The organism is Dorea acetigenes (assembly GCF_025567385.1).
GTDB classification, from domain to species: domain Bacteria; phylum Bacillota; class Clostridia; order Lachnospirales; family Lachnospiraceae; genus Claveliimonas; species Claveliimonas acetigenes.
In genome coordinates, this window is sequence record NZ_JAOQJU010000039.1 from 1 (window position 1) to 24799 (window position 24799).

23 protein-coding genes and 1 pseudogene are annotated in these 24799 nt (G+C 38.2%); 22 read left to right on the forward strand and 2 right to left on the reverse strand.

What is annotated here, in order from left to right:
- Positions 1-109 precede the first annotated feature (109 nt).
- The 16 genes and pseudogenes from OCV99_RS16860 to OCV99_RS16935 form a co-directional block, all read left to right on the forward strand.
- Positions 110-1024, forward strand: a complete 915-nt coding sequence (locus tag OCV99_RS16860) for an NAD-dependent epimerase/dehydratase family protein (RefSeq protein WP_158372131.1) — start codon at positions 110-112, stop codon at positions 1022-1024.
- Entirely contained in the window at positions 1021-1599 is a 579-nt protein-coding gene (locus OCV99_RS16865; protein WP_158372132.1) for a dTDP-4-dehydrorhamnose 3,5-epimerase family protein, read from the forward strand. The genes OCV99_RS16860 and OCV99_RS16865 overlap by 4 nt, the downstream gene beginning before the upstream one ends.
- The gene (locus OCV99_RS16870; RefSeq protein WP_158372134.1) at positions 1589-2104 is read left to right on the forward strand and encodes a DUF6625 family protein; all 516 of its coding nucleotides are present in this window, start codon (positions 1589-1591) and stop codon (positions 2102-2104) included. The genes OCV99_RS16865 and OCV99_RS16870 overlap by 11 nt, the downstream gene beginning before the upstream one ends.
- The gene (locus OCV99_RS16875) at positions 2086-2538 is read left to right on the forward strand and encodes a DUF6625 family protein (RefSeq protein WP_158372136.1); all 453 of its coding nucleotides are present in this window, start codon (positions 2086-2088) and stop codon (positions 2536-2538) included. Before OCV99_RS16870 ends, OCV99_RS16875 begins: the two co-directional genes overlap by 19 nt.
- 8 nt (positions 2539-2546) lie before the next feature.
- On the forward strand, positions 2547-3569 hold the full coding sequence (locus OCV99_RS16880) for a glycosyltransferase family 2 protein (RefSeq protein WP_158372138.1): 1023 nt from the start codon (positions 2547-2549) through the stop codon (positions 3567-3569).
- Positions 3570-3571: 2 nt separating this feature from the next.
- Positions 3572-5098, forward strand: a complete 1527-nt coding sequence (locus tag OCV99_RS16885; RefSeq protein WP_158372140.1) for a lipopolysaccharide biosynthesis protein — start codon at positions 3572-3574, stop codon at positions 5096-5098.
- A 4-nt stretch (positions 5099-5102) separates the two neighbouring features.
- The gene (locus tag OCV99_RS16890; RefSeq protein ID WP_158372142.1) at positions 5103-5909 is read left to right on the forward strand and encodes a 6-hydroxymethylpterin diphosphokinase MptE-like protein; all 807 of its coding nucleotides are present in this window, start codon (positions 5103-5105) and stop codon (positions 5907-5909) included.
- A gap of 4 nt (positions 5910-5913) precedes the next feature.
- A complete protein-coding gene (locus tag OCV99_RS16895; protein ID WP_158372144.1) occupies positions 5914-6642 on the forward strand; it encodes a 3-deoxy-manno-octulosonate cytidylyltransferase in 729 nt (242 codons plus the stop codon).
- 25 nt (positions 6643-6667) lie between these two features.
- Complete coding sequence (locus OCV99_RS16900) at positions 6668-8263, forward strand: aldolase catalytic domain-containing protein (RefSeq protein ID WP_262576006.1); 1596 nt, start codon at positions 6668-6670, stop codon at positions 8261-8263.
- 10 nt (positions 8264-8273) lie between these two features.
- A complete protein-coding gene (locus OCV99_RS16905; RefSeq protein ID WP_158372148.1) occupies positions 8274-8951 on the forward strand; it encodes an HAD hydrolase-like protein in 678 nt (225 codons plus the stop codon).
- A gap of 167 nt (positions 8952-9118) precedes the next feature.
- Positions 9119-10132: an acyltransferase family protein gene (locus OCV99_RS16910; protein WP_262576007.1), complete on the forward strand. Its 1014-nt coding sequence runs from the start codon at positions 9119-9121 to the stop codon at positions 10130-10132.
- Between the two features lie 234 nt (positions 10133-10366).
- Positions 10367-10837, forward strand: a complete 471-nt coding sequence (locus OCV99_RS16915) for a VanZ family protein (protein WP_262576008.1) — start codon at positions 10367-10369, stop codon at positions 10835-10837.
- A 140-nt stretch (positions 10838-10977) separates the two neighbouring features.
- Positions 10978-12375: an AAA family ATPase gene (locus OCV99_RS16920; RefSeq protein ID WP_158372154.1), complete on the forward strand. Its 1398-nt coding sequence runs from the start codon at positions 10978-10980 to the stop codon at positions 12373-12375.
- Positions 12376-12500: 125 nt separating this feature from the next.
- Complete coding sequence (locus OCV99_RS16925) at positions 12501-13193, forward strand: iron-sulfur cluster assembly scaffold protein (protein ID WP_158372156.1); 693 nt, start codon at positions 12501-12503, stop codon at positions 13191-13193.
- A 34-nt stretch (positions 13194-13227) separates the two neighbouring features.
- Positions 13228-14238, forward strand: coding sequence for a GGGtGRT protein (locus OCV99_RS16930; RefSeq protein ID WP_158372158.1), 1011 nt, complete (start codon positions 13228-13230; stop codon positions 14236-14238).
- Between the two features lie 255 nt (positions 14239-14493).
- Positions 14494-15561 (forward strand): annotated as a pseudogene (locus OCV99_RS16935) (IS256 family transposase); the annotation flags it as partial.
- On the opposite strand, the gene OCV99_RS18450 reads toward OCV99_RS16935, so the two are convergent.
- Together OCV99_RS18450 and OCV99_RS16940 are read right to left on the reverse strand one after the other, a co-directional pair.
- Complete coding sequence (locus OCV99_RS18450; RefSeq protein ID WP_158372160.1) at positions 15561-15722, reverse strand: zinc ribbon domain-containing protein; 162 nt, start codon at positions 15720-15722, stop codon at positions 15561-15563. The pseudogene OCV99_RS16935 and the gene OCV99_RS18450 sit on opposite strands and share 1 nt — an antisense overlap.
- A gap of 36 nt (positions 15723-15758) precedes the next feature.
- Positions 15759-16262: a hypothetical protein gene (locus tag OCV99_RS16940; RefSeq protein WP_158372162.1), complete on the reverse strand. Its 504-nt coding sequence runs from the start codon at positions 16260-16262 to the stop codon at positions 15759-15761.
- Positions 16263-16556: 294 nt separating this feature from the next.
- Here OCV99_RS16940 and OCV99_RS16945 point away from each other — a divergent pair, with 294 nt between their 5' ends.
- The 6 genes from OCV99_RS16945 (at position 16557) to OCV99_RS16970 (ending at position 24463) form a co-directional block, all read left to right on the forward strand.
- Positions 16557-17066 (forward strand): hypothetical protein, encoded by a 510-nt coding sequence (locus tag OCV99_RS16945; protein ID WP_158372164.1) that lies wholly within the window; start codon positions 16557-16559, stop codon positions 17064-17066.
- Positions 17067-17334: 268 nt separating this feature from the next.
- Complete coding sequence (locus tag OCV99_RS16950; protein ID WP_158372166.1) at positions 17335-17547, forward strand: sigma factor; 213 nt, start codon at positions 17335-17337, stop codon at positions 17545-17547.
- 312 nt (positions 17548-17859) lie between these two features.
- Positions 17860-18132 carry a type II toxin-antitoxin system RelB/DinJ family antitoxin gene (locus tag OCV99_RS16955; protein ID WP_158372167.1) on the forward strand — a complete coding sequence of 91 codons (273 nt, stop codon included), beginning with the start codon at positions 17860-17862 and terminating at the stop codon, positions 18130-18132.
- On the forward strand, positions 18116-18472 hold the full coding sequence (locus OCV99_RS16960; protein WP_158372169.1) for a PIN domain-containing protein: 357 nt from the start codon (positions 18116-18118) through the stop codon (positions 18470-18472). Before OCV99_RS16955 ends, OCV99_RS16960 begins: the two co-directional genes overlap by 17 nt.
- Positions 18473-18603: 131 nt before the next feature.
- Positions 18604-19911 carry a M18 family aminopeptidase gene (locus OCV99_RS16965; protein WP_158372171.1) on the forward strand — a complete coding sequence of 436 codons (1308 nt, stop codon included), beginning with the start codon at positions 18604-18606 and terminating at the stop codon, positions 19909-19911.
- Between the two features lie 124 nt (positions 19912-20035).
- On the forward strand, positions 20036-24463 hold the full coding sequence (locus tag OCV99_RS16970; protein WP_158372173.1) for an RICIN domain-containing protein: 4428 nt from the start codon (positions 20036-20038) through the stop codon (positions 24461-24463).
- Positions 24464-24799 lie beyond the last annotated feature (336 nt).

A 24799-nucleotide genomic window follows, 5' to 3' on the forward strand; every position in this document is an offset into this window, starting at 1 on the left:
CATTGCTTTTTTATTTGCAAAAGTGATGAATGCCTTGAAAATATAAGGTTTTAAAGAAAAATAGGACTGTAAAACTTTACAGTACCCGAGAGTTTTTGGAGGATGGAAAATGAGAAAAGCAATTGTGACCGGTGCAAATGGTTTTATCGGTAAAATGTTGGTGAATGCACTGTTGGAAAAGGAATATGAGGTAATTGCATTGGATGTAAGATTCGACGATGTTTTGCTGAATAATGCATCTGTTACCTGTGTCAATGTAATGAACAAAGAAGCGGTCGAATTGAAGGATGTAATTCCTTCTGTGGAATATGATTGCTTCTTCCATTTGGCGTGGATAGGAACATCCGGTCCGGAAAGAGCAGATTATGCTGTCCAGTTAAATAATGTGAAGATGGCTTGTGATTATATCCTGTTGTGCAAAGAGGTTGGTTGCAAGAGAGTAGTCTACGCTTCCAGCATCAATGAAATGGAGACTTATGAATACCTACAGTCTGATGATATCGAACCTACAGGCGGATATATTTATGGTACTGGTAAGCTAGCAGCTCATCTAATGGGAGAGACAGTTGCTAAGATGAATGGTGTTGAGTTCATTCCTGTAATCATTACCAATATCTATGGTGTAGGCGAGAAGTCTGCAAGAATGATTTATACCGCTATCAACAAGCTGGTACATAAAGAGCATTGCTCTTTCACTGCAGGTTATCAGACCTATGATTTTATCTACATTACTGATGCTATTAATGCTATTATTGCAGTCGCTGAGAGCGGCAAGGCATTTAATCGCTATTATATTGGTAGTGGAGCTCCGAAGCCTCTGCGTGAGTTCCTGATGGAGATGAGGAATGTCGTTGATCCGGAAGCAGAGATTGGTTTGGGAGATATTCCTTTCAATGGTGTGGACATTTCGTATAGTCAATTTGATTTGAAGAAAGTTGAAAAAGATACTGGTTATAAGAATCAAGTTCCTTTTGCAGAAGGTATTCTTATGACTGCCGATTATATTAGAGGAGAAGCAGAATGATTCAGAAGTTTGATTTCCAGGAACTTGATTTGAAGGGCGCATATCGGATCAAGCCTTTCTTTGCTACAGATAACCGTGGTGGTCTGATTAAGGACTATAATGTTGATATATTTAAGGCTTATGGTATTGATCATGAGCTTAAGGAAGTGTTCTACACTATTTCTAAGCGTGGCGTTATTCGAGCAACTCATTTTCAGTTGATGAAGCAGCAGGCGAAGTTAGTTCGCTGTGTTAGTGGTCATGTGTATGATGTAATCGTTGATTTACGTCCGGACTCTTCTACTTACGGTCAGTGGCGAGGCTTTCATTTGACTGGTGATAACACTAATATGTTGCTGGTTCCTGAATACTTCGGTCACGGTTATCTTGTTATTGAGGATTCTGTTGTCAGTTATAAATGTGCAGAGGTCTTCTATGGTGAGGGAGATTCCGGTATCATGTATGACGATCCTGATATCTGTATTGAGTGGCCTTTTGAATTAATTGGTGGTAAGGAGAATCTTATCATTAGTGAAAAAGATTTAAATTTAATGAGCTTTAAAGATTATCATGAGGGAGTTAAGAATGAAATTTAAATTGATAATTCCATATTATGGAAAATTTCCATCAATATTTGATTTATGGTTAAAGTCTTGCAAAAATAATCCAGAAATAGAGTGGTTATTAGTTACAGATATTGATTGTTCTGAGGTATTACCTTTAAATGTGAAACGATTGAATCTAACATTTAAGGAGTTGAAAAATAAGTTTGAACAGAAGTTGGGCATGAGTATTTCGCTTGAAAGTCCATATAAGTTGTGTGATTACAAGCCATTGTATGGCTACCTTTTTGAAGAATATCTCAAGGATTTTGATTTCTGGGGCTATTGCGACATGGATGTCGTTTGGGGAAAAATTTTCGATTTTCTTCCTATGGAATTGTTTAGGAAATATGATAAGATTCTTGATTTAGGTCATTTAAGCTTTATTCGTAATGACAAGGCTATAAATGAGAATTTTAAAAAATATAGAGGATACTTGACTATACTTAAAAAACCTATTAATTATACTTATGATGAGGCGTGGGGGGGTATTACTTAGGATTTAATGGTGAGTTATTTCAGTCAGGATATTCTATTTATTCAAATAGAAACCTATATGCTGATATAGATTATCATCATTATCCATTCTATCTTGCAAAAGACAAAGAGAAGAAACCGTGTGTATGTATAGTGGAAGATGGAAGGGTATACATGAGAAATTCTGATATAACAGAGGAAGTGATGTATGTTCATTTTCAAAAAAGAAAAATGAATATATCCGGTGAGATAGGTAAAAATTATATAGCAATTCCTAATGAAATAAAATCAGTAGAAGCAACTGAAGAAATTTGCAAGATTGAATCAACAGAATTGGATGGATATTGGGACTATAAAAAGGAAAAGAGAGATGTTTTTAAATTTATAGTTTTAAGATTTATTTATGAAGAAGAAAAATTAAAGATGTTAAAATATATGATAGGCAAGAGGTTGTAAAGTAGTTCATGAAGGTTAGTATTATCACAACTATATATAAAGCAGAAAAGGATCTTCCCCGTCTGCTAGATTCCATGATGGCGCAAAAAAGCCCCGAACTGGAGTTTTTCCTAATCGATAATGGCTCTCCTGACAGGTGTGGTGAGATTTGTCGGGAGTATGCGCAAAAAGATAGCAGATTCAAAGTCTTTACGCTGAAAAATAACATTGGTTATATCTGTGCGAGAAATTTGGGAATTCAAGAAGTGGATGCCGATTATATCGGATTTTGCGATTCAGACGATTATTTGGAACCGGTAGGATACGACTATGCAGTAGATAAGATAAAAAAGACGCAGTGTGATTTGTATATAACGGCATATAATACTGTATCTGATGGGAACAAAGTAGTTTGTGAAATCCCATATGATGTAGGTGTATATTCTGGTAAGCAAGTTATGAACAAGATACTTCCGCAAGCTTTTGGACCACTTCCACGAAAGGCGGTTTTACATGGCTTTGCATGGAAGCAGATTTTTCGACGAAAAATTTTCCTTGACAATGGCTTGAACTTTAAATCGAAAATACAGCCATACGAAGATCAAATTCTTAATATTGAGTTTATAAATCACTGTGAGTTAATTTGTATTGATGATGTTGTAATTTATAATTATGTTGTAAATAACGATTCAATTACTGCAAAGTTGGCAGCAAACTTTGATGGGCAAAAAGAATGGAATCGGTTGGTGCTTTTTTATTCGGAAAAGAAGTGCAGAGCTACCACAGATATCCAAAAGGAAGCACTATCAAACCAAATGAATACTTTTTTGTATTCATTGTTTTTATGTGCTGCAAAGTTTAAGGAAAGCACAGCCATGCAATTAGCGAAAGAATTAGATAGATATTTAGATAGAGCAATGATTATTCAAATGTTAGAAAATACCAGTAAAAATAATAGTCTAAGGGAAAAAATAGTTAAATGGTGTTTATCGCATCATGAATACAGGGTTCTTCTGACTGCTATGCGGTTGGGATTAAGATTACGAGGATAAAAATGCGAAATAAACATAATTGGCAATTTGTTTCAAATACAATAGCAACGATGGTGAACCTACTTATTCAGTTTGGTCTCAACTTCTTTTTGACGTCGTACTTGATTTCAAGTGTGGGTTCTACTGCATATGGATTTTTTACGATGGCAAATACGGTGGTAAATTATGCGTTGATTATTACTACGGCGCTTAACTCTATGGCAGCGCGCTTTATTGGAATTGGAGTGCATAATAATGATATGGAGAAGGCGAGAAAATTTTATTCTTCTGTATTTGCCGGAGATTTTGCATTTTCACTTATTGTCCTGCTGCCTAGTTCCTTAGCTATATTAAATTTAGAAAATCTTATCAACATTCCAATAGAACTGGTAAGAGATGTAAAGGTATTGTTCTTTATAGTGTTCTTAAACATGTGCTGTAATATTGTTTTTTCAGTATTTGGATGTGTTTATACAATTAAGAATAGATTGGATATTTCTTCGCTACTTCAGATGACTTCCAATATTGTAAAATCAATACTTTTGGTTATTTTGTATGCGAAATTTCAGCCGTCAATTGTATTCCTTGGCATAGCAACTTTGGTTGCGACAATGATTGTTGCAATGGGGAATGTTCACTTCACGCGAAAGCTCTTGCCGGATTTGTATTTTGATATTAAAGTTGCAAAACTATCCTCAATGTTAGAAATAATGGCTTCAGGAATATGGAATTCGATTAATCAATTGAGTATTACGCTGTTGAATGGACTTGATCTTGTTATAGCCAATTTAATGGTCAGCGCGGAAGCAATGGGGTATTTGTCGGTTGCTAATACCTTACCAGGTGTAATTTCTACGTTTATCAGTGCATTATCTAATATGTTTACACCGAATTTCCTAAAGCATTATTCACATGGCGATTATGAACAACTATATGGAGAAGTAAAAAACAGTATTCGTTTTATGACCGTAATATCATGTATGCCGATTAGCTTTTTGATTGCGTTTGGAATTCCGTTCTTCCGATTGTGGACACCGAATACAGATATTCGAACGGTGTATGTTCTGTCTATACTTGTGCTGCTTCCACAATTAACAGGCGGATCTATTAACAGCATGAATTATCTTTACACCATTGCGAATAAAGTAAAGTGGCAAGCAGTTGTTTTATTTATTGCGGGAGTAACGAATGTTGTCGCGGTGTTCATACTTCTAAAGTATACGGAAATGGGGGTATACGCAATTGCCGGTGTAAGCGCGATTATTGGTCTTACTCGTAATTTTTTATTTAATGCTCCATACGCAGCGTACTGCATTCATAAACCTAAGTACATTTTTTGGCTGGATATGATTAAAGCATGCTTGTGTTTAGCTTTTTGCATAATTGTCGGGCTAACCTTCAACTACTTTATTGTACTGAATACATGGTTTAAATTGATTTTCGTGGGCGGCTTTAGCACTTTACTATCAGGAATGGTTGTGACTTTTGTTGTATTGGGAAAAGGGCAGAGAGCAAGATTGATTTCTACTATAGTAAATAGGAGGAAATAGGACATTGGGAATAAAATCATTTATCAAAAAGAGTCCGCTTATTTCAAAAGTGGCATATAATTATTTGTTCGGTAGGTTAGCCAAAAGTCAACAATTACAAAACAAATCGGAGATGAAACGGATTTCGGGTTTAAAAGGTAAATATTCAGGTAAACGATGTTTTATCATTGGCACAGGACCTAGCCTTACAGTGGCTGATCTTGAAATGCTTTCTGATGAATATACTTTTGCAACGAATCGAATTTATGAGTTGTTTGACCGGACAGAGTGGAGACCAACATTTTATGTTAATCAGGATCATAATTTGATACAAAAATTTGGAAATAGAATTAAAAAGGTTGAGGCAGAGCTTTTATTTCTTCCAGTAGATTATAAAGAAAAGTTTGTAGGTGAAAAGTATCGTTTCTTCGTGTTAAAGCATAAGGAATTTTATCCACATAAAGCACCGTTCAGTCTCGATATTTCCAAATATCTTGCGCAGGGATTTACCGTAACGTATGGAGCAATTCAGATTGCTATCTATATGGGATTTAAAGAGATTTACTTGCTTGGAATCGACCATAATTACAATATTTCTAGAGATGCGAAGGGGAGACCTGTTCGTCAGGAGCAGCTGGGAAATAGTTACGCAGCAGGAATGCAGAGTTACGTAAATATGAATAATCTCCCTCGAATTGAGGAGACAAGTGTTGCGTATAAGACAGCAGAAGAAGTTTCCAAGAAATTAGGCGTGAAAATTTATAATGCCACAAGAGGTGGTAAATTAGAAGTTTTTGAACGTATTCAACTAGAAAAGGTATTGGAGGATTAAAAATATGAAGATTGTTGCAGCAATTCCCGCACGTTATGCCAGTACACGCTTTCCGGGTAAGCCCCTTGCAGATATTTGCGGTAAGCCTATGCTTTGGTGGGTATATCAGCAAGTAAGCAAAATTTCTGTATTTGATGAGGTTGTTTGTGCCATTGATGATCCTCGCATTCAGGAAATGTGTGAGAAGTATGGAGTGAAGTACATTTTGACAAAAGAAAATCATCCAGAGCATATTTCGAGAATTCATGAAGTGGCAACGAAAATTGATGCGGATTATTATATGTGTATTAATGGTGATGAACCGCTTATTTCTAAGGAATGCATTCTGCCGGTGGTTCCGAAAGAGATTGTATCGGCTCCGTATTTTGGAGGCGCAATGCGTATTCTGACCGATCCTGCGGAAACAATTGATTTTGCAAAGATTAAGCTGGTTGTGTCTGAGCAGACGGGGAAATGTTTGTATATGTCTCGGACTCCTGTGCCATATCCCAGAGGCACATTGTTCTTTAAGTACAAGAAATACGTTGGTGTGGAATGTTTTAATCGTGCTGCCCTTGATTTTTTTGTAAACACTCCAATGGGCGATTTGGAGAAAGTCGAAGATATTGACCATCTCCGTTTCCTTGAGCATGGTATCGATCTTCATTTCAATTATGTCCAGTCTGAATCCATTTCTGTAGATACCCCTAAAGATCTGGAGAAAGTGCGTAAGATGATTGAGAAAAATATATAAAAGGAGAAGTCAAAGGAGAGTAATTGTGGATAGAATTAATATTTTAGATTGCACTTTAAGAGATGGCGGTTATGTCAATGACTTTAATTTTGGACATGTTGTCTTAAAAGATATTGTCCAGAAGCTTTCTAGTGCTTCGATAGATATTATTGAATGTGGCTTTCTTAAATCAGGTGCATTTGATGTTAATCGGTCTCTATTTGGTAGTGTTGAGGCCGTAAAAAAAATGATAGGAAATAAAAATCCAAATCTTTTATATGTAGGTATGGTTCAATATGGCGGAATCTCAAATGAGGAAATAGCTATTTGTGATGGAACATCAATTGATGGCATTCGGCTTACTTTTCATGAGCATGAAATTGCTCCTGCTTTTGTATTAGGAAGACAGCTCATAGATAAGGGATATAAGGTCTTTATGCAGCCTGTCGGTACCATGACTTATACGGATGAGGCTCTATTAAAGTTAATTACGAGGATAAATGAGCTAAAGCCATTTGCGTTCTATTTAGTGGATACACTAGGAACTATGTATAAAAATGATTTGCTAAGAATGTTTTATCTTGTGGATCATAATTTGAATAGAAATATCTCAGTTGGTTTTCATTCGCATAACAACTTGCAGCTGTCCTTCGCGAATGCACAGGAACTGATGCAACTCAATACTCCGCGTAGACTGATTGTTGATGCATCAATCTATGGGATGGGACGTGGTGCAGGAAATTTAAATACAGAATTGGTTACGCAATACATTAACTCTAACTTAGGATTGAAATATGACAATCTTGAAATTCTTGAAATCATTGATGAGTATATTCGTCCCTTAAGTATGAAGTATAATTGGGGGTATGATGCTGCGTATTATATAGCATCTGTAGCCGGATGTCATCCCAATTATGCTTCTTTTTTGCTGAATAAACAAACGCTTCATGTTCAGGATATCCATGCAATATTAAATAATCTTGAATTTGAAAAACGAGCTTTGTTCGATAAAAAGTATATTGGTGAAGAATATATTCGATATATGAATCATCATGTAGAAGATGAAGAGGCGCAGAATCAGATTGTTAATTTGATAAATGGAAAAAAAGTGTTGTTGCTTGCCCCTGGAAAGTCTTTGAGAGCTAATACTGAGAGAATTAATCAGTTGATAAGTGAGCATGATGATTATTTTGTAATTAGTGTAAACTTTATACCGACAGATATAGTAGTAGATGCTTCATTTATTAGCAATATGAAAAGATTTAAGAGCATTCAAGATATTGTTGAACAGTCTACATATGATAGGAAAATTATTGTTACCTCAAATATTACGGTTGAATCTAATCATAATGTTATTGTTGTTGACTATTCAAGCTATATAAATGAAGAACAGTGTATAGCAGATAATGCTGGTTTGATGTGCATCAATCTTTTGAAGAAGGTTGGTGTTCAGGATATTGTTTTAGCTGGATTTGATGGCTTTTCTACGGATATAAAACAGAATTTTTATGAGCAGTCGATGACAATAGATGTTGAGGCAGAACGATTGATCAGAATAAATGTGGCAACAGCCAAAAAAGTTGCTCAATTAGAAAAACAAATGAAAATTAAGTTCTTGACCAACACTGTATATAAAGAATAAGGATGATTCGATGAAGAATAAATATGAATTGGTAATCTTTGATCTTGATGGAACTTTGCTTGATACATCGCCTGGAATTTTCAATAGCGTTCGATTTGCGGAACAACAAATGGGATTTACTCCGATTTTAGATGCAAGACTAAAAGAATTTGTAGGTCCACCGCCTAAATCTATGTATATGAAAATCTATGGAGTTGATGAAAATACTGCAATGGAAGCAGCAAAATGTCACAGACAGTATGGGCGTGAAAAAGCCATTTATGAAGCAACAGTTTATCCAGGAATAATCGCTCTGTTAGAGAATTTTAAAGAGCAAGGTATCAAATTAGCAGTTTCGACATTGAAATCACAAAAAATAGCCGAAAAAGTTCTTGAAAATTTTGGCATCTCACATTTTTTTGATTCAATCGTTGGAATGGATGAAAATGAATCATTTACAAAATGTGACACAATTAAGCTTGTTATTAATAAAACTTCAACTGTGGGAAGGGTGCTCATGGTTGGAGACAGTCGGTATGATTATGAAGGAGCTGTCAGTGCAGGTGTAGATTTTGTGGGAGTTTTGTATGGATTCGGTTTCGAGAGTAAAAAAAAGTATCCATTTAGTACTGTAGAACAAGTAGAGGAACTGATGGATTTGCATAACATAATTGAGATAAAAGTGAAGAAAGCTTCCTGTATACTTTAAATGGTTAAGAAATTGACACAAAAAAATACCTCAACGATTGCAGCGTAAGACCGGCGACAGTATTATTTATTCCGAACCTTGTCGGTGCGTTTCTTGCGGAAAGTATGGTGTTCTTGTTTTCTGTTATAAGAAAAAGATATTCGTTGAAATATGTTAGGAGGATAGCCTTGGGGAAAAGAATAGAATGGATTGATACTGCAAAGGGAATAGGGTTAATTCTTGTTATTTTAGGACATTTGCATATTCCATTTATGACAACATGGATATATTTGTTTCATATGCCTCTGTTCTTTTTTTTATCAGGGCTTGTATATTCTGGAGGAAAGTATACATGGAAGCAGTATCTTATAAAGAAAGCTAAATCATTATTAGTTCCGTATGTTACTTATGGATTCATTATATTGCTATTTTATACAATCGTAAATTCTATTATCGGGGTTGAAAATAGTTTGTACGGCTCGACACGAGAAATGTTCAAGAATTTGATTATTCAGGAACATTTCTGGACGATATGGTTTTTAACAGCATTGTTTCTGGTTGAAATAATTTACTATTTTTTAAATAAAATATGCAGTGCTAATTATAAAAAATTAACTGCCATCTCTATATTGATGTGTGCGATTGGTCTGATGCGGTACCGATTAGGGTTTGGGTCTTTACCGTGGAATTTAGATATTGCGTTTGTAGCACAATTATTCTTCCATGTTGGCAGAATAATGAAATCTTCTAAAATTTTAAAAACAATCACCGCACCTTCTAATGTAAGAAAGAATGTATTGTATACGAATGTCTTTTTAATGGTAAATGTGATTAGTGGAGTTATGGGTATTAAATTGACACATGAATCATTGGATATGTCGGTTGGGTTGTATGGTAATGAGATTTTGACATTCATTTCAGCATTTTCTGGGATATTTTTTGTTATTTCTTTATCAAATTTAACACAACCATTAGCAGTTCAATATCTCGGAAGAAATACAATGCTTATCTTTGCATTACATTCTCGTGTTATTATTGTGGGATGCAGTTATATTTACGAAGTTCTTGGAGTTTTTCAGGGTATAGGTTATGCTGAACAGATTCTTTCGGCAATAGTTACATTTGTTATTATAATAATTATGCTGGTTCCTGTTACAGAAATTATTAAAAAGTCTAGAGTGAAGTTTTGGTTTGGCATGTAAAGATGAGACATTTTAAACCTCATATTTACATACAGCTATTTATGATAATTACTCTAACTTGCAAAAGCTGGGGCAATTTTGTATCTGACTGCATTAATAGTTGGCGCTTAAAATAGTAGCATTAAATTTTCAAGGTACAAACAAAATCAAATATTTACAAACGTGTCTTTTGACACCCTAATCTGAAATATGAATAAATTTTATGCGCTACCTTTAAACAGTGTGATTATAATGATGGTATTTGCTATTCTTGTATGGGCAAAACTAGAGCAAGTTGCAAATAAAAATAAGAAGTTTGAAAAATGGTGGAGATGTGTAAACATAATACTTTGCATATGTTCTGTTTTCCTTATTATCAGGATGACGTTGTTGGGACGTGTAAGTGAGCAGAGGGTAGTTGAATTGATGCCGTTTCATACATTTACGACAATGTCATATAACAAAGAAGCATCGAGAACCTTGTTGATGAATGTAGTCCTGTTTTTACCACTGGGACTTGCGCTTCCGTATATATTTAAATGTGCAAAAAATGACCGACAAAGGTGGATGTATTGCTTTGTGACAGGGTGTTGCATTAGTATTAGTGTTGAAGTACTGCAATATTGTTGGGCATTAGGATTGGCCGAGACAGATGATGTCATATGCAATTCGTTAGGATGCGCATTAGGAATAATGGCAAATGTCTTAGGGAGAGAATTTAAATAAAATATTGTTAATAAAATTAACGAATAAAGAATAAGAATTGACTTTCTGCGTAGCATGGAACAATCCGTGCGCATCATAGTTGGGGGCTTTTGACCCCAACATCATATAATAGAACCAATTAGTAAAACAGGAGGCGGAATATGAAGCAGAATGTCATTCGTCTTGTCGCAATAGAAATAAATAATATAAAGAATGTGAAGTACGGAAGACTAGAACTTTCAAAAAGCAGGAAGGGAAGTATTCTGGGAATTTATGGTCAGAATGGCTCAGGTAAAACGGTAGTTGTTGATTGTATGGTTCTATTAAAATGTCTATTTAGCGGGAAAAAGATTCCTTCACACTTTTATTATTATATCAATTCCCAAAGCGAAACAGCTCAAGTGAAGTATTGTTTTGAAATCAGAACTGATTATGGGGAAAGCTATGCAGAGTATGAAATAGGACTCTTGAAAAATGGAGAATCCAGTTTTTGTATTAATAAAGAAAAACTTAGTGTGAGGGAATGTGTAGAAGGAAAAGCAACGAGGTTGACACCTGTTTTTGATTATCAAAAGGGAGAAAAGGAACTTTTCCGACTGCGAAAATACTATAGTTATTTTGAGAATAAAAAAAATATGGAGAATATGGTTGCATTGGGAATTGCACAGCAAGCGACAGAAAATTATAATGAAGAAAAACAGCGACCGGAAGTGGGTTCTTTTTTGTTTTCCAAGAAAGCGCAGGATGTGTTTGCACAGGCAGAAGATGAAGTAAAGAAAGTTTTTCGTTTTAGTAGTATGCTGCAGAATTATGGTATGTATAATCTTGCTGTAATAGAAAATGAACATTATGCACTTTTGGCGTTGAATTTGGACATGATACCAGTTAATATTGGCTGGCCAGATTCTATAAAATCTCGTATTACCGGAATCATGCTTCGACTTACTGATATTAATGTGGTTCCAAAGGAGATATATCCCTATGTGGCAAATACGATAGAGCAGATTAATATTGTTATGAAGGCATTGATACCAGAAATCCAGTTAGAAATTTACAATGCATTTGATAAACTTATGGAAAATGGAAAAGATGGTATCCAGTTTGAGATTATTACTCTACGGGATGGTGCACGAATACCACTATTATATGAATCTGCTGGAATAAAAAAGCTGATTTCAATTTGCAGTAATCTGGTTGCTTGTTATAATCAGGAATCTTATTGCCTGGTAGTGGATGAAGTGGATTCTGGAATTTACGAATACCTTTTGGGAGAGTGCCTGGAGGTTATGCAGGAGAAAGCAAAAGGGCAGTTAATTTTTACATCCCACAATCTGCGGCCTTTGGAAGTACTTGAAAATGAATTTCTGATTTATACAACAGTAAATCCAGAAAATCGTTATATCAAATCTGCTTACATTAAAAATACGCAGAATACCAGATTATCTTATCTGCGGAGTATTAAACTTGGCGGTCAAAAAGAAAAATTGTATAACGAAACAAATATCTATGAAATGGAATTGGCAATGCGCAGAGCAGGAAGGGTGGGAATACATGAATAAAATTTCATATAAAAGCACATTGACGAATAATGATAATTGTGAGAAAATAAAACCAGGTATGGTGTTAAAGTTATAACGAGCCTTACATTAAGAAAAAATCATACATAGTTGAAAGGAGTTTTAAAATGATTTATTCACATGAAGTAGAAATGATGTGTCCGGTAGCTCAGGGTGCAAATCACGGACCAGCTCCGATTCCGGAAGAAGCAAAATGGGTACAGGCTAAGGAAGTAAAGGATATTTCTGGATTTACACATGGTATTGGCTGGTGTGCTCCGCAGCAGGGTGCATGTAAGCTTACGCTGAATGTTAAGGACGGTATTATCCAGGAAGCTCTTGTTGAGACGATTGGATGTTCAGGAATGACTCACTCAGCTGCTATGGCATCTGAGATTCTTCCGGGAAAGACTATTTTAGAAGCATTAAATACGGATCTTGTCTGTGATGCAATTAATACTGCAATGAGAGAATTATTCTTACAGATTGTATACGGAAGAACACAGAGTGCTTTCTCTGAAGACGGACTTGCAATCGGTGCAGGACTTGAAGACCTTGGTAAGGGACTTCGCTCTCAGGTTGGTACGATGTACGGAACATTAGCAAAAGGTCCTCGTTACCTTGAGATGGCTGAAGGATATGTAACAGGTATTGCGTTGGATGAAAACGATGAGATTATTGGCTATCAGTTTGTAAGCCTTGGAAAATTCACTGATTTTATTAAAGCCGGCGATACACCGAACGATGCCTGGGAAAAGGCAAAAGGGCAGTATGGACGTGTTGCAGATGCAGTGAAGATTATTGATCCACGTAAAGAGTAGTACATATAGGTAAATAAATCAGGAGGACAAGTAAATGGCTTTATTTGAATCATATGAAAGAAGAATTGATAAGATAAATGAAGTATTAGGAAGCTATGGCATCTCTTCTATTGAAGAAGCAGAGAAAATTACAAAGGATGCCGGGCTTGATGTATATAATCAGGTAAAAGGAATCCAGCCAATCTGTTTTGAAAATGCATGTTGGGCATATACAGTAGGCGCGGCTATCGCAATTAAGAAAGGATGCAAGACAGCAGCTGACGCAGCGGCAGCAATCGGTGAAGGCCTTCAGGCTTTCTGTATTCCGGGTTCTGTAGCAGATCAGAGAAAAGTAGGTCTTGGACATGGTAACCTTGGAAAGATGCTTCTGGAAGAGGATACAGATTGTTTTGCATTCCTTGCAGGACATGAATCTTTTGCAGCAGCAGAGGGCGCTATCGGTATCGCAGAGAAGGCAAACAAGGTTCGTAAGAAACCACTTCGTGTTATTTTGAACGGATTGGGAAAAGACGCAGCAAAGATTATTTCCAGAATTAATGGATTTACATATGTTCAGACAGAGTATGATTATTATACAGGAGAATTAAAAGAAGTTCAGAGAATCGCTTATTCCGATGGGCTTCGCTCTAAGGTAAACTGCTATGGTGCAAATGATGTGCGTGAAGGTGTTGCAATTATGCACAAAGAAGGCGTAGACGTATCCATCACAGGTAACTCTACAAATCCGACACGTTTCCAGCATCCGGTTGCAGGTACTTATAAGAAAGAATGTATCGAGCAGGGCAAGAAGTACTTCTCTGTAGCATCTGGTGGTGGTACAGGACGTACCCTTCACCCGGATAACATGGCGGCAGGACCAGCTTCCTATGGTATGACAGATACATTAGGACGTATGCACTCCGACGCGCAGTTTGCAGGTTCTTCTTCTGTACCGGCTCACGTTGAGATGATGGGTCTGATTGGTGCAGGTAACAACCCGATGGTTGGTATGACCGTTGCAGTTGCCGTTTCTGTTGAAGAAGCAGCGAAGGCTGGAAAATTCTAAGAAATAGCGTAAAATCAAGGGCTATCGTTGACATGAGTTGTTGGCGGTAGCCTTAAATTTTGCCACGTAGCACACAAATATATAGGTAAAGAAAAAGGGTGTCTATAAAATACAGATGCCCTTTCATATGATTTCGGTGTAACAGTTATTTTGTGATTTTCTGAGACTATGAAATTTTTTCTGTAAAATCTAATAGATAGATGTGGAATAAGGTCTTCTATGATAAAATCTAAATATCATAGGAGGCCTTAAATTATGGCAAACAGAAAAAAAGAAGTTTACAAACCGAAACCGATGACAGAGGGCAAACGAAATATCATTCAGAGTTTACTCCAAGAGTATGACATTGAGACTGCGGATGATATTCAGGATGCGCTCAAAGATCTACTGTCCGGCACGCTCCGGGAAATGATGGAAGCAGAAATGGATGAGCATCTTGGCTATGAGAAATACGAGCGATCTAGTGAACCGAATTACCGGAATGGGACAAAACAGAAACGTGTCCGCAGCAAATATGGAGAATTCGAGGTTGATGTTCCACAGGACCGGCAGAGTTCCTTTGAACCACAAGTTCTGCCAAAGCGAAAAAAGGACATCTCAGCGATTGATGACAAGATCATTGCCATGTATGCCAAAGGAATGACCACACGTCAGATATCAGAAACGATAGAAGATATCTACGGTTTTGAAGTCAGCGAAGGAATGGTATCTGATATAACAGATAAGCTACTTCCTAAAATTGAAGAATGGCAGAACCGTCCATTATCAGCTGTTTATCCTATTGTTTTTATAGATGCTGTTCATTTTTCTGTCAGAGATGATGGACTCATCCGCAAGCTGGCAGCTTATGTTGTGCTCGGGATCAATGAAGACGGAAAAAAAGAAGTCCTCACAATTGTGATTGGCGAGAACGAAAGCAGTAAATATTGGCTGAGTGTGCTGAATAGCCTGAAAAACCGCGGGATTAAGAATATCCTGATTCTGTGTTCTGACGGACTTACAGGGATTAAGGAAGCAATCACAGCTGCATTTCCATTCACAGAGCAGCAAAGGTGTATTGTTCACATGGTAAGGAACACGTTAAAATATGTAGCAAACAAAGATATGAAAGCCTTTGCAAAAGACCTAAAGGCTATTTATACAGCTGTAGATGAAGAAGCAGCCTTTAAGCAACTGGAAAACGTAACGGAAAAATGGGAGAGTCAATATCCGAATGCCATGACGCGCTGGAAGGATAATTGGGATGCCATATCCCCAATTTTTAAATTTTCCAAAGAAGTCAGAACAGCTTTCTATACCACGAATGCGATAGAATCATTGAACTAACCAAGGGCTCGACATCCATTAGGTAACTTTGTAGGTTTACCGTTTCTAATACGTGGCTTTGTACTGGTTGGACTATTCATAGGATAACCGCAGTGAGGACAAGCAACAGCTTTGTCAGCTACGTTATGCTCACACTCTGGACATTTCAATAGTGCCATTAGATCACATCCTTTCTATAGATGGAGCCAAAGCCATTAGGTAGTTTCATCAGAATTCCCTCTTTTTTCTAAGTATTCAATAAAATCATTAAATCCACCTTTGCCGCTTAGCCTAAATTTTTCAAATTCATCAGAGGCTTGTTGCATACTTTTCTTGAAATTATCGCTCAATATAGTGTGTCGGAGTGTTTCCATATTATGCTCATATTTATTGTATTTTTTTATATCTTCGTCCTTAGATATTTTATTGACGAGGGTATTTGAAAAGTGTTTTGTTGCTCTGTACTCTGCAAACTCCATTTTTTCTTTATCTTGAAGATTGATATTTTCTATGCTAGAATTCTGTATTTGAATTTCCTTGTAGTATGTCTGCATATATGAGTAAATTGCATGGCAAATATCCCAAAAGTATTCTTTTTTTAATATGGTGTCGAGTATAAGTTGCTCATATTCGGTTGCAGTTTGTATATATAATACAGAATCGCAAGAAAGGTTAGTTTCTTGTGAAATAAATTCTATGTCATGAGTAGGTGCTTCCATATCTGTAAAAAAGTAATCTAAATCGCAATTCAAGGCATTGCATAGAGATAAAACATCAGAAATGTTTTGTGGGTAGTTTTTTCCCTTAATCCAATTATCAACTTTTCTTGTTTTGTCTGTTACTTTTTGCCTATCTAATTTAAGTTCTTCTTCTGTTATCGGATCCTTTTTTCTAGCACATTGTATAGTGCGATTTTTTCAGGATTTCCTTTTTTATCAATCATCATAAAGTTACAACGAGCGTTCGTCAAGTAGAAACTATTGATATTGTTATTCTTTTCAGGAGGTAAAGACGTGAAGAATATTGATATAAAAAAGTATGCAAAAACACGTAAGGTAAATCTATGGGAAGTATCAGAACGGTTAGGATATGCACACGAAACAGCAGGTGATGGTATGGACGGAAGGATTAAAGTGAATGATGCGGCTGGATTCCTTCACATGGACAGCCAGACATTGTGCTTGATGATTCAGCAGGATTTAATTCCTGGTGCAACATGCTTTAAACGGAATGAGAGCTTGACTGTTAAAGAAAAGCAGGCGATATGTGCGCGACAAGATAGATTGATGCTTGAAAAAGAGTGTTGGCTTGAATTGCAAGGTAAATTGTGGTATATTATGTCTACGGAAAGTCATAGAGCAAAGGCGGCCCCCTCTTGTTTACTCGGAGGGTATTACAGCCCTCCAGACGAGAGAAAGGAGGGCGATGCAATGTATGTTACATATGCGGATTTAATCCAAATTGGAATACTCATTGTTGCTCTTATCAGTCTGCTTTATCAGATTTTTAAGGGAAGAAAGTAGCCGCCAACTATTCCCAGTAGCTGACGGCTGATGTAAAAATCGGTTTTTAACTATTGTGAGGGGTAGCCGCTTCTATGGCTTTCCTTTTTCTATCTTAAATATAGCACACATGGCAGCAGGACGCAAGCAAAAAATCCGTTACAATAAAAGCGTCTAAGCACTTACGGGGGTCTGCATAGAAAACGGTTCTTTCTGAACTTTGGCGATCTGACTTCTCTTTAATATCTTGCATCTACCTAGATTATAAAATAAAGGTAGGTGTATTTCAATGACGAATGAGCAAATTGTAGAGGAAATTCGGAACGGTTATTCTGCAACGGATAATATGCAGTTATTGTATGAAAAAAATCTGCCATTGATAAAAAAGTTTATAAAACCTTATACAGCTTATGAGAATCAAGAGGACTTATTGCAGGAATCCTATTTTGGATTGTGGGAGGCGGTAAAACGCTATGAAATTCTGAAAATGTGTTGTTTATGACTTATGCCGGGTACTGGATAAAACAGAGCGTACAGCGATATATTGAACAGTGCGGTACTGTAGTTAAAATACCGAGCCATACAAGACAGAAAATGACACACTACAGGCGAGTAATTCAGAAGATACAGCAGGAGCAGGGCATATCATTAGACAGAGTAAGGCGGATTAAAGAAAAAGAGTCTTATGAAGCCCGTAAAATCAAGGGCCGCGGGATTTTTTGTCGCCTGAAAATAAAAAATATAGATTCGCCATATACTATTGACAAAAAAAAGAAGATTGTAGTACTATTGTATTACAATAGGAGGTGACACTATGGCAAAAGAAGCAACATTACAGGTCCGGATGGATGCGGATTTGAAAGAGAAAGCGGAAGCGTTATATCGGGAACTGGGGACATCCTTTGCAGAAGCAGTACGGATTTTTGCAAAACAGAGTGTGCTGGAAAATGGGATGCCATTTGTGATATCTGCAAACCATAAGAACACATACGGTAGGCTTTCCAAATATGCTGATTTGGTTAGAAGGGAGCAGGAGGAAGGCGCATTTGAGAAGGCTATGGTAGAAAAATATGAAAAAGCTGATTGATGCAAATGTGATCCTGCGTTATCTTCTGGGAGATCATCCGCAGATGTCCGAAAAAGCAAAAAAGGTAATTGAAGCCGGGGCTTTTACTCTGCCGGAAGTTCTTGCAGAGGTGGTGTATGTGCTCAAAGGTATATATAAAGTAGAACGTGCAGAGATTGCAAAGGTTTTAATTGATTTTCTGGATGAAATCAGTATTGAGAATCAGGAGACTGTATGCGAAGCATTGTCATTATTTTCAGAAACCTCTCTTGATTTTGTGGATTGTGTCCTAATAGCCAGACACAGGATACTTGGTGATGAAGTAGTGAGTTTTGATAAAAAACTGAGCAATAGGTTGTAGAAATATAAGTGAAGCGCTTTATATGGAGGCATATAGGGCGCTTTTTTGTAGTCGTCAACTACTGCAATAGTTGATGGGTATTATGAAAATGGTTATACTATAGTTAGGAAAAATAACGGGAGGTATAGGTTATGTATGCAGAAACAGCAGAGGGAATGCTTGATTTTATTAAACACAGTCCCACAGCTTTTCATGCTGTGGAGAATATGAAACATATCTTGAGAGAGAATCAGTTCCGTGAATTATCTGAGAAAGACAGATGGCAGATTGAGGCGGGCGGAAAATATTTTGTGAGCCGTAATGGTTCGAGTATTATTGCATTTGCCGTGGGAGAAGACATAGAGGATTATTACTTTAAGATTGCCGCATCCCACAGTGATTCGCCTGCTTTTAAAGTAAAGGAAAATGCAGAAATCCAGGTGAAGGGAAACTATACACTGCTTAATACAGAAGGGTATGGTGGAATGGTGTGTGCTTCCTGGCTCGACAGACCGCTTTCGATTGCGGGAAGAGTGGTTGTGAAAAGGGAAAACTTTTACGATTCCAGGCTGGTTTGTGTTGATAGGGATTTGGTCTTGATCCCCGGCCTGGCAATACACATGAATCGGGAAGTGAATGAAGGATATCGTTATAATAAGCAGGTGGATATGCTGCCGCTTTTGGGGAATGGTATGCATGAGAAGGGAGCGTTGAAGAGATTAATTGCAGAGGAACTTCACATAGATGAGAAAATGATTTATGGGATGGATCTGTATTTATATAACCGTACGGAACCTTCGGTTTGGGGAGCCGGACAGGAATATTTTTCGGCTCCGAGGCTGGATGATCTGGAATGTGCGTATGCTTCGCTTCAGGGATTTCTGAAAGGGCAAGACAGGAGTGCTGTGAATGTATTTACGTGCTTTGATAATGAAGAAGTAGGCTCCGGGACAAAACAGGGGGCAGGATCTACCTTCCTTTCTGATACTCTTTGCCGGGTAAATCGATGCCTGGGCAGGGATGTGGAAGATTTCTGCCGTGCGGCAGCGGCAGGGTTTATGGTAAGCTGCGATAATGCGCATGCTGTGCATCCGAACCATCCGGAGAAAACAGATATAAATAATTGTGTATATATGAATGAAGGGGTTGTGGTGAAGTCTCATGCAGGGCAGAAATATACCAGTGATGCAGTAAGTATTGCTGTGTGGAAGGGAATCTGTGAAAAAGCCGGGGTGCCGCTGCAGTATTTTGCTAACCGTTCTGATATGGCGGGAGGGAGTACTCTGGGAAATATCGCCATGGGACAGGTGTCTATGGACTGTGTGGATGTAGGCCTTCCGCAGCTTGCCATGCATTCGGCTTATGAGACAGCAGGGGTAAAAGACTACGGATATATGCTCCGGGCGATAGAGAGTTTCTACAATACAAAAATTGAAAATAGAGTAAATTTTTATATATAAAAGAGAGAATTATTATATGTAAAAATTTTAAAATCTGAGATATAATCGAACAGACCTGATAAAGGAAATCCTATACTTATATTGGGGTAACGTAAGGAATCAGAAGCAAAAAAGGAGGATATTTATGAAGAAAAGAATGATTGCCTTTATGATGGCTGTTGCAATGCTTTTGGGCTGTGTCTGCGATGTGTCTGTTGTATCGGCGGCTGAAGAAAACAGTGAAAAATATTATCTCAGAAGCGACTATGCGGTAAGCATAGAAGGCGTTTCGTCAGGTGTGGACAAGACAGACGGTTCCACAGGCGATCCGCAGATTGATGTAGATAGCGGAACTACGGCGAAGATTGTTGTGCAGGCAGACAGGCTCAGCGAGATGTCAGCAGCGACGGTTACTTATGCACAGAATGTTGGAGAACTTGATGTAAAACTTACAGCTTTAACCAGTGCAGATGCAGCGGAAGGTGTGGAATTATGTCATGAGAAGCTAAGTGGAGCTAGCAACTATGCGACACGGACATCTGATCCGATTCCGTTTACGAAAGCAGTACCGGAAGATGCAAAGTTCCTTCAGGTAGAATTGTCAGTAAGCGGATCATTGGATGGAAAATCCTATGTAAACTATATCGAGGTTTTCAAGAATATGGCAGTAAAGCAGGTTGTACAATGGAAGTCTCTTGCCAATGACAAGGTGCTTGATATTACTGATTCTGGAACCGGCAATGGAAATATTGTGACTGCATCTGCAGCTTCAGATGCAAAATCACAAACCTGGAGCATTCAGCAGGATTCAGAAAAAGGATGGTACTATCTTGTAAATGAGAACAGCGGCAAAGGCATGGGCTTGCTTGGCGGAACGAAGGATCCTGGTGAAGAACCGGTACAGTGGACAATGGATGGTTCATCAAATCAGTTTTGGAGATTTGTTGCGGTTGAGAAGAACGGCGAAACTTATTATAAGATACTGAACAAAAATAGTAAGCTGGCGCTTACAGTGAATGACAGCAAGGTTACTCAGGAAACTTATACAGGTGCAGATAACCAGCTTTTTGAGGCGGTTATGAAGCAGGGGACACTTGATTTTGCAAGCAAATATGATGATAATTATTCTATAACGAATATTAGCGTTTCGGCAGAAAATTATGTGATTTCCTATTCAACTGCTTATTCTATGCAGGATGGCATGTATTTTGAAATGTTACTTTCAGATGGACAGAACAATGCTGCGGGGAAGGGAACCTTTACCGTTGACAAGGATGGCGAGTATACTCTGACAGCTTCTGTTTATGAGGATAGTACGAAGAACGTAAAGGTGTGCGAAGATTATACACAGACCTTTACGCTGACAAATGGAGAATACAAGGTTGTAGGAGCTGAATGGACGGTTACAACGGAACAGTCTCCATGGACGGAAAATGGCGTGGTAGAAGTAAGGGATGTAACCGACGACCAGGTTGAAGAAATCAAGGAATCGGCTGCTAACTATATTTATGTGGATCAGAATACGCGTTATCAGACAATGGATTCCAATCCATGGGGCGGCTGCTTTAATGAAAAAGGCTGGTACGCAATGCGTGACCTTACAGATGAGCAGAAAGAATCTGTGATTCAGGCGTTGTTTGATCCGAATACGGATGGACTGAAGCTGTCTGCCGGAAGGACACCGATTGGAGCCAGTGACTTTGGTCTTGATATGTATACTTATGCGGACGCTGAGTGGGATGATTATGACATGAGCAGCTTTAGTATTGACCAGGATAAAGAATATTTGATTCCGTATATTAAAGCAGCTATGAAATATGTTCCGGATATGCCGCTCTTCTCATCCCCGTGGACGCCGCCGGCATGGATGAAGACAAATAATAAGTTAAACGGCGTGGAAAGCGGTTTCCCGGGAATTGAAGATACAGAAGAGAATTTTGAAGCTTATGCATTATATTTTGTAAAATATCTTGAGGCCTATGCAGAAGAAGGAATTGATCTTTATGCGGTAACTCCGCAGAATGAGCCGACTATGAATACGCCATATCCGTCTTGTGTATGGACCGGCGATCAGCTCAATGTATTCTTAAGAGATTATCTTTGCGATGCAATTGAAGAATATAATGAGAAAAATGATAAGGATGTAGAAGTGTGGCTCGGTACATTTACTGATTCCAACCAGAGTATGGTATGGCCGACCTTTAGGGATCCGGTAACAAGCTCTAAGGTAGATGGTTACTGCTTCCAGTGGTGGGGCGCTCCTCTTGCTACAAAGCTTTATTCACAGAGTAAAGCCGAGACAGGAACAGCAGTGAAAATCATCCAGTCCGAGTCAAAATGCGGCGGTGGTGATAATAGCTGGCAGTATGCGGAAGAGCAGTTTGACTGCTATAAGGAATTCCTTGATGCAGGTGTGAGCCAGTACTATCTCTGGAATATGATCCTGGAAGGCAATGGAGAGAATAATGCGGAACCTGCTTCCAGAAGATGGCCGCAGAATTCTCCGATTTCCGTAAATGGAACGGATATACGTTATAACCCGAGCTACTATCAGGTAAAACATTTTACTTCTAATATTGATAGTGGCGCAAGAAGAATTAAGGTAGAGGGAAATAACCTTGGCGAAGGTTCTGTGTCAGGTTATGTACAAGATGTAAGAGCAATTGGTTTCCAGAATACGGATGGAGAGATTGTATTAAATGTAAAGAACTCTACATCAGCAGCAAAGGATGTAACAGTTGTAGTAAACAACGAAGCATTTGATGTAACGGTTCCGGCACACTCTATCAATACCTTTAAATTAGATGGTACATATGAAGATACCCCGGATGCTACAGAAGTAGTTGAAGTAGAAGAGACAACGAATCTGAAATTCACAAGCGCGGCGACAGGTGATCTTCTCTCAGCAGAAGGCTTCGCCAACGGAGATGTTATTAATACAGCATCCAACCGAGGAGAGAGTAATCAGACATGGAAGCTTGTAAAGGCGGCAAATGAAGGATATTATCATCTTGTGAATTTTGCTACGGAGCTGGGTGTGGCCGTATGGAATGGAGTGACGACAGAAGGCGCTGAGATTAAGCAGTATGAGAATACCGGAGCACCGGATCAGCAGTGGGCGCTTGAGTTTGTTGAATACCGCGGATCAGGAGCAAACCGTAAGGCATATTATAAGATTATAAATTATAAGAGTCAGCTCGCGCTTACTGCACTGGGCGAGAGCGATGGAAAAGCGCTTACACAGAAAAAATACGCAGGTACGGATGATCAGCTCTGGACACTTGATATTGTAGGCGGTGAGTGGACATTCCCGGAGGATTCCTATACTGTAGAGAATGCAAAGGCAGAACTTCAGAAGGATATTGATGCAGCGAAGAAAGATTCTGAAAATTATACGGAAGAGTCCTGGCAAGCATATCAGGATGCGCTGCAGGCAGCAAGAGATGTGATTGCGGATCCGGATGCAACAATTGCATCTGTAGAAGAGGCGCAGACAAATCTTGCCAAAGCAGAAGCAGAGCTGGAAGAGAAAGAGGAACCGGATCCGGTTGTGATAGAATCCATTACAGTAACACCTCCGACAAAGATCGAGTATACCGCAGGCGAAGAGCTTGACCTTGACGGAATGAAAGTGATTGCAAAATACAGCGATGGTGAAGAAAAAGATATCACAGAAGATTGCGAAGTAAGCGGCTATGATAAGACTAAGACTGGAGAGCAGACAGTAACAGTAACATACGAAGGAAAGACAGCAACCTTTAAGGTTACGGTGAAGGAAGCAGAGGAACCTGATACAACAGACAAAACAGCACTGGAAGCAGCGGTTAAGGCAGCAATAGCGGATACCGAGAAAGGTAAGTATACGGAAGAAAGCTGGGCAGCTTACGAAGAAGCTTTGAATCAGGCGAAAGAAGTATTGGCAGACACAGATGCAACACAGAAAGAAATTGATGATGCGGCTGCAGCGCTTGACAAAGCAACAAAGGCTCTGGAAAGTAAGGGATTGCCATACGAAGACGTAGCAGAAACTGACTGGTTCTACGATGAAGTGGCTTATAACTATTACGAAGGAACCATGACGGGTACAGATCCTACGCACTTCTCACCATATGCAACGCTGGTACGTGCGCAGTTTGCAACGATTCTTCACAGAATTGAAGGCGAACCGGATGCAGCGTATACGAACAGATTCCCGGATGTACCGGCTGAACAGTTCTATTCAACGGCAGTTCTCTGGGCAGCAGATGCGAAGGTTGTTACCGGATATACAGATTCTGGATACTTTGGAACCAATGATCCGATTACCCGTGAGCAGATGGTGGTTATGATGTATCGTTATGCGGATTATAAGAAATACGATATCTCAAAGACAGCAGACATCAACAGCTTTTCCGATGCAGGGCAGGTAAGTGAATTCGCAGAAACTGCTATGAAGTGGGCAGTAGAAAATGGAATCATTGAAGGAAAAGAGAATACAGATGGTTCTTATCGTCTTGACCCGCAGGGCAGCACAAGCCGTGCAGAATGCGCTATTATTATCCAGAGATTCATGGAGAAATATGGAGAAGAATAGACTGAAAAAATAGTTACTTAAAAGAAGAGCAGATATGACTTAACAGTTGTATCTGCTCTTTTTGGAACTTATATAAAAAATGAAAATATAATATATATTTTTGATTTGTCGGAAAAATAATTAGCAACAAAAAGTTAACTAACAATAAAGGGAGTGTGAGTTGTATTTTCTGTCAAAATATTATAAAATGAATGAAAAAAGCCGATATAATATGCGATGGTTGTGGATGCGTAGTGTTTTGGCAGAAGGGGTAGTGTAAAGTAGTCTATGAAAAAATGGAGCTGAAAAAATGGCTCCATCGGAACCTTGAAAATTGCAGATATATTAGCTTTTGGC

Excerpts from the sequence above, each read along its gene's own strand:
- OCV99_RS16860 (WP_158372131.1), top strand. The coding sequence starts at position 110 with ATGAGAAAAGCAATTGTGACCGGTGCAAATGGTTTTATCGGTAAAATG.
- OCV99_RS16865 (WP_158372132.1), top strand. The coding sequence starts at position 1,021 with ATGATTCAGAAGTTTGATTTCCAGGAACTTGATTTGAAGGGCGCATAT.
- OCV99_RS16870 (WP_158372134.1), top strand. The coding sequence starts at position 1,589 with ATGAAATTTAAATTGATAATTCCATATTATGGAAAATTTCCATCAATA.
- OCV99_RS16880 (WP_158372138.1), top strand. The coding sequence starts at position 2,547 with ATGAAGGTTAGTATTATCACAACTATATATAAAGCAGAAAAGGATCTT.
- OCV99_RS16885 (WP_158372140.1), top strand. The coding sequence starts at position 3,572 with ATGCGAAATAAACATAATTGGCAATTTGTTTCAAATACAATAGCAACG.
- OCV99_RS16895 (WP_158372144.1), top strand. The coding sequence starts at position 5,914 with ATGAAGATTGTTGCAGCAATTCCCGCACGTTATGCCAGTACACGCTTT.
- OCV99_RS16905 (WP_158372148.1), top strand. The coding sequence starts at position 8,274 with ATGAAGAATAAATATGAATTGGTAATCTTTGATCTTGATGGAACTTTG.
- OCV99_RS16915 (WP_262576008.1), top strand. The coding sequence starts at position 10,367 with ATGGTATTTGCTATTCTTGTATGGGCAAAACTAGAGCAAGTTGCAAAT.
- OCV99_RS16920 (WP_158372154.1), top strand. The coding sequence starts at position 10,978 with ATGAAGCAGAATGTCATTCGTCTTGTCGCAATAGAAATAAATAATATA.
- OCV99_RS16925 (WP_158372156.1), top strand. The coding sequence starts at position 12,501 with ATGATTTATTCACATGAAGTAGAAATGATGTGTCCGGTAGCTCAGGGT.
- OCV99_RS16930 (WP_158372158.1), top strand. The coding sequence starts at position 13,228 with ATGGCTTTATTTGAATCATATGAAAGAAGAATTGATAAGATAAATGAA.
- OCV99_RS18450 (WP_158372160.1), bottom strand. The coding sequence starts at position 15,722 with ATGGCACTATTGAAATGTCCAGAGTGTGAGCATAACGTAGCTGACAAA.
- OCV99_RS16940 (WP_158372162.1), bottom strand. The coding sequence starts at position 16,262 with ATGGAAGCACCTACTCATGACATAGAATTTATTTCACAAGAAACTAAC.
- OCV99_RS16950 (WP_158372166.1), top strand. The coding sequence starts at position 17,335 with ATGACGAATGAGCAAATTGTAGAGGAAATTCGGAACGGTTATTCTGCA.
- OCV99_RS16955 (WP_158372167.1), top strand. The coding sequence starts at position 17,860 with ATGGCAAAAGAAGCAACATTACAGGTCCGGATGGATGCGGATTTGAAA.
- OCV99_RS16960 (WP_158372169.1), top strand. The coding sequence starts at position 18,116 with ATGAAAAAGCTGATTGATGCAAATGTGATCCTGCGTTATCTTCTGGGA.
- OCV99_RS16965 (WP_158372171.1), top strand. The coding sequence starts at position 18,604 with ATGTATGCAGAAACAGCAGAGGGAATGCTTGATTTTATTAAACACAGT.
- OCV99_RS16970 (WP_158372173.1), top strand. The coding sequence starts at position 20,036 with ATGAAGAAAAGAATGATTGCCTTTATGATGGCTGTTGCAATGCTTTTG.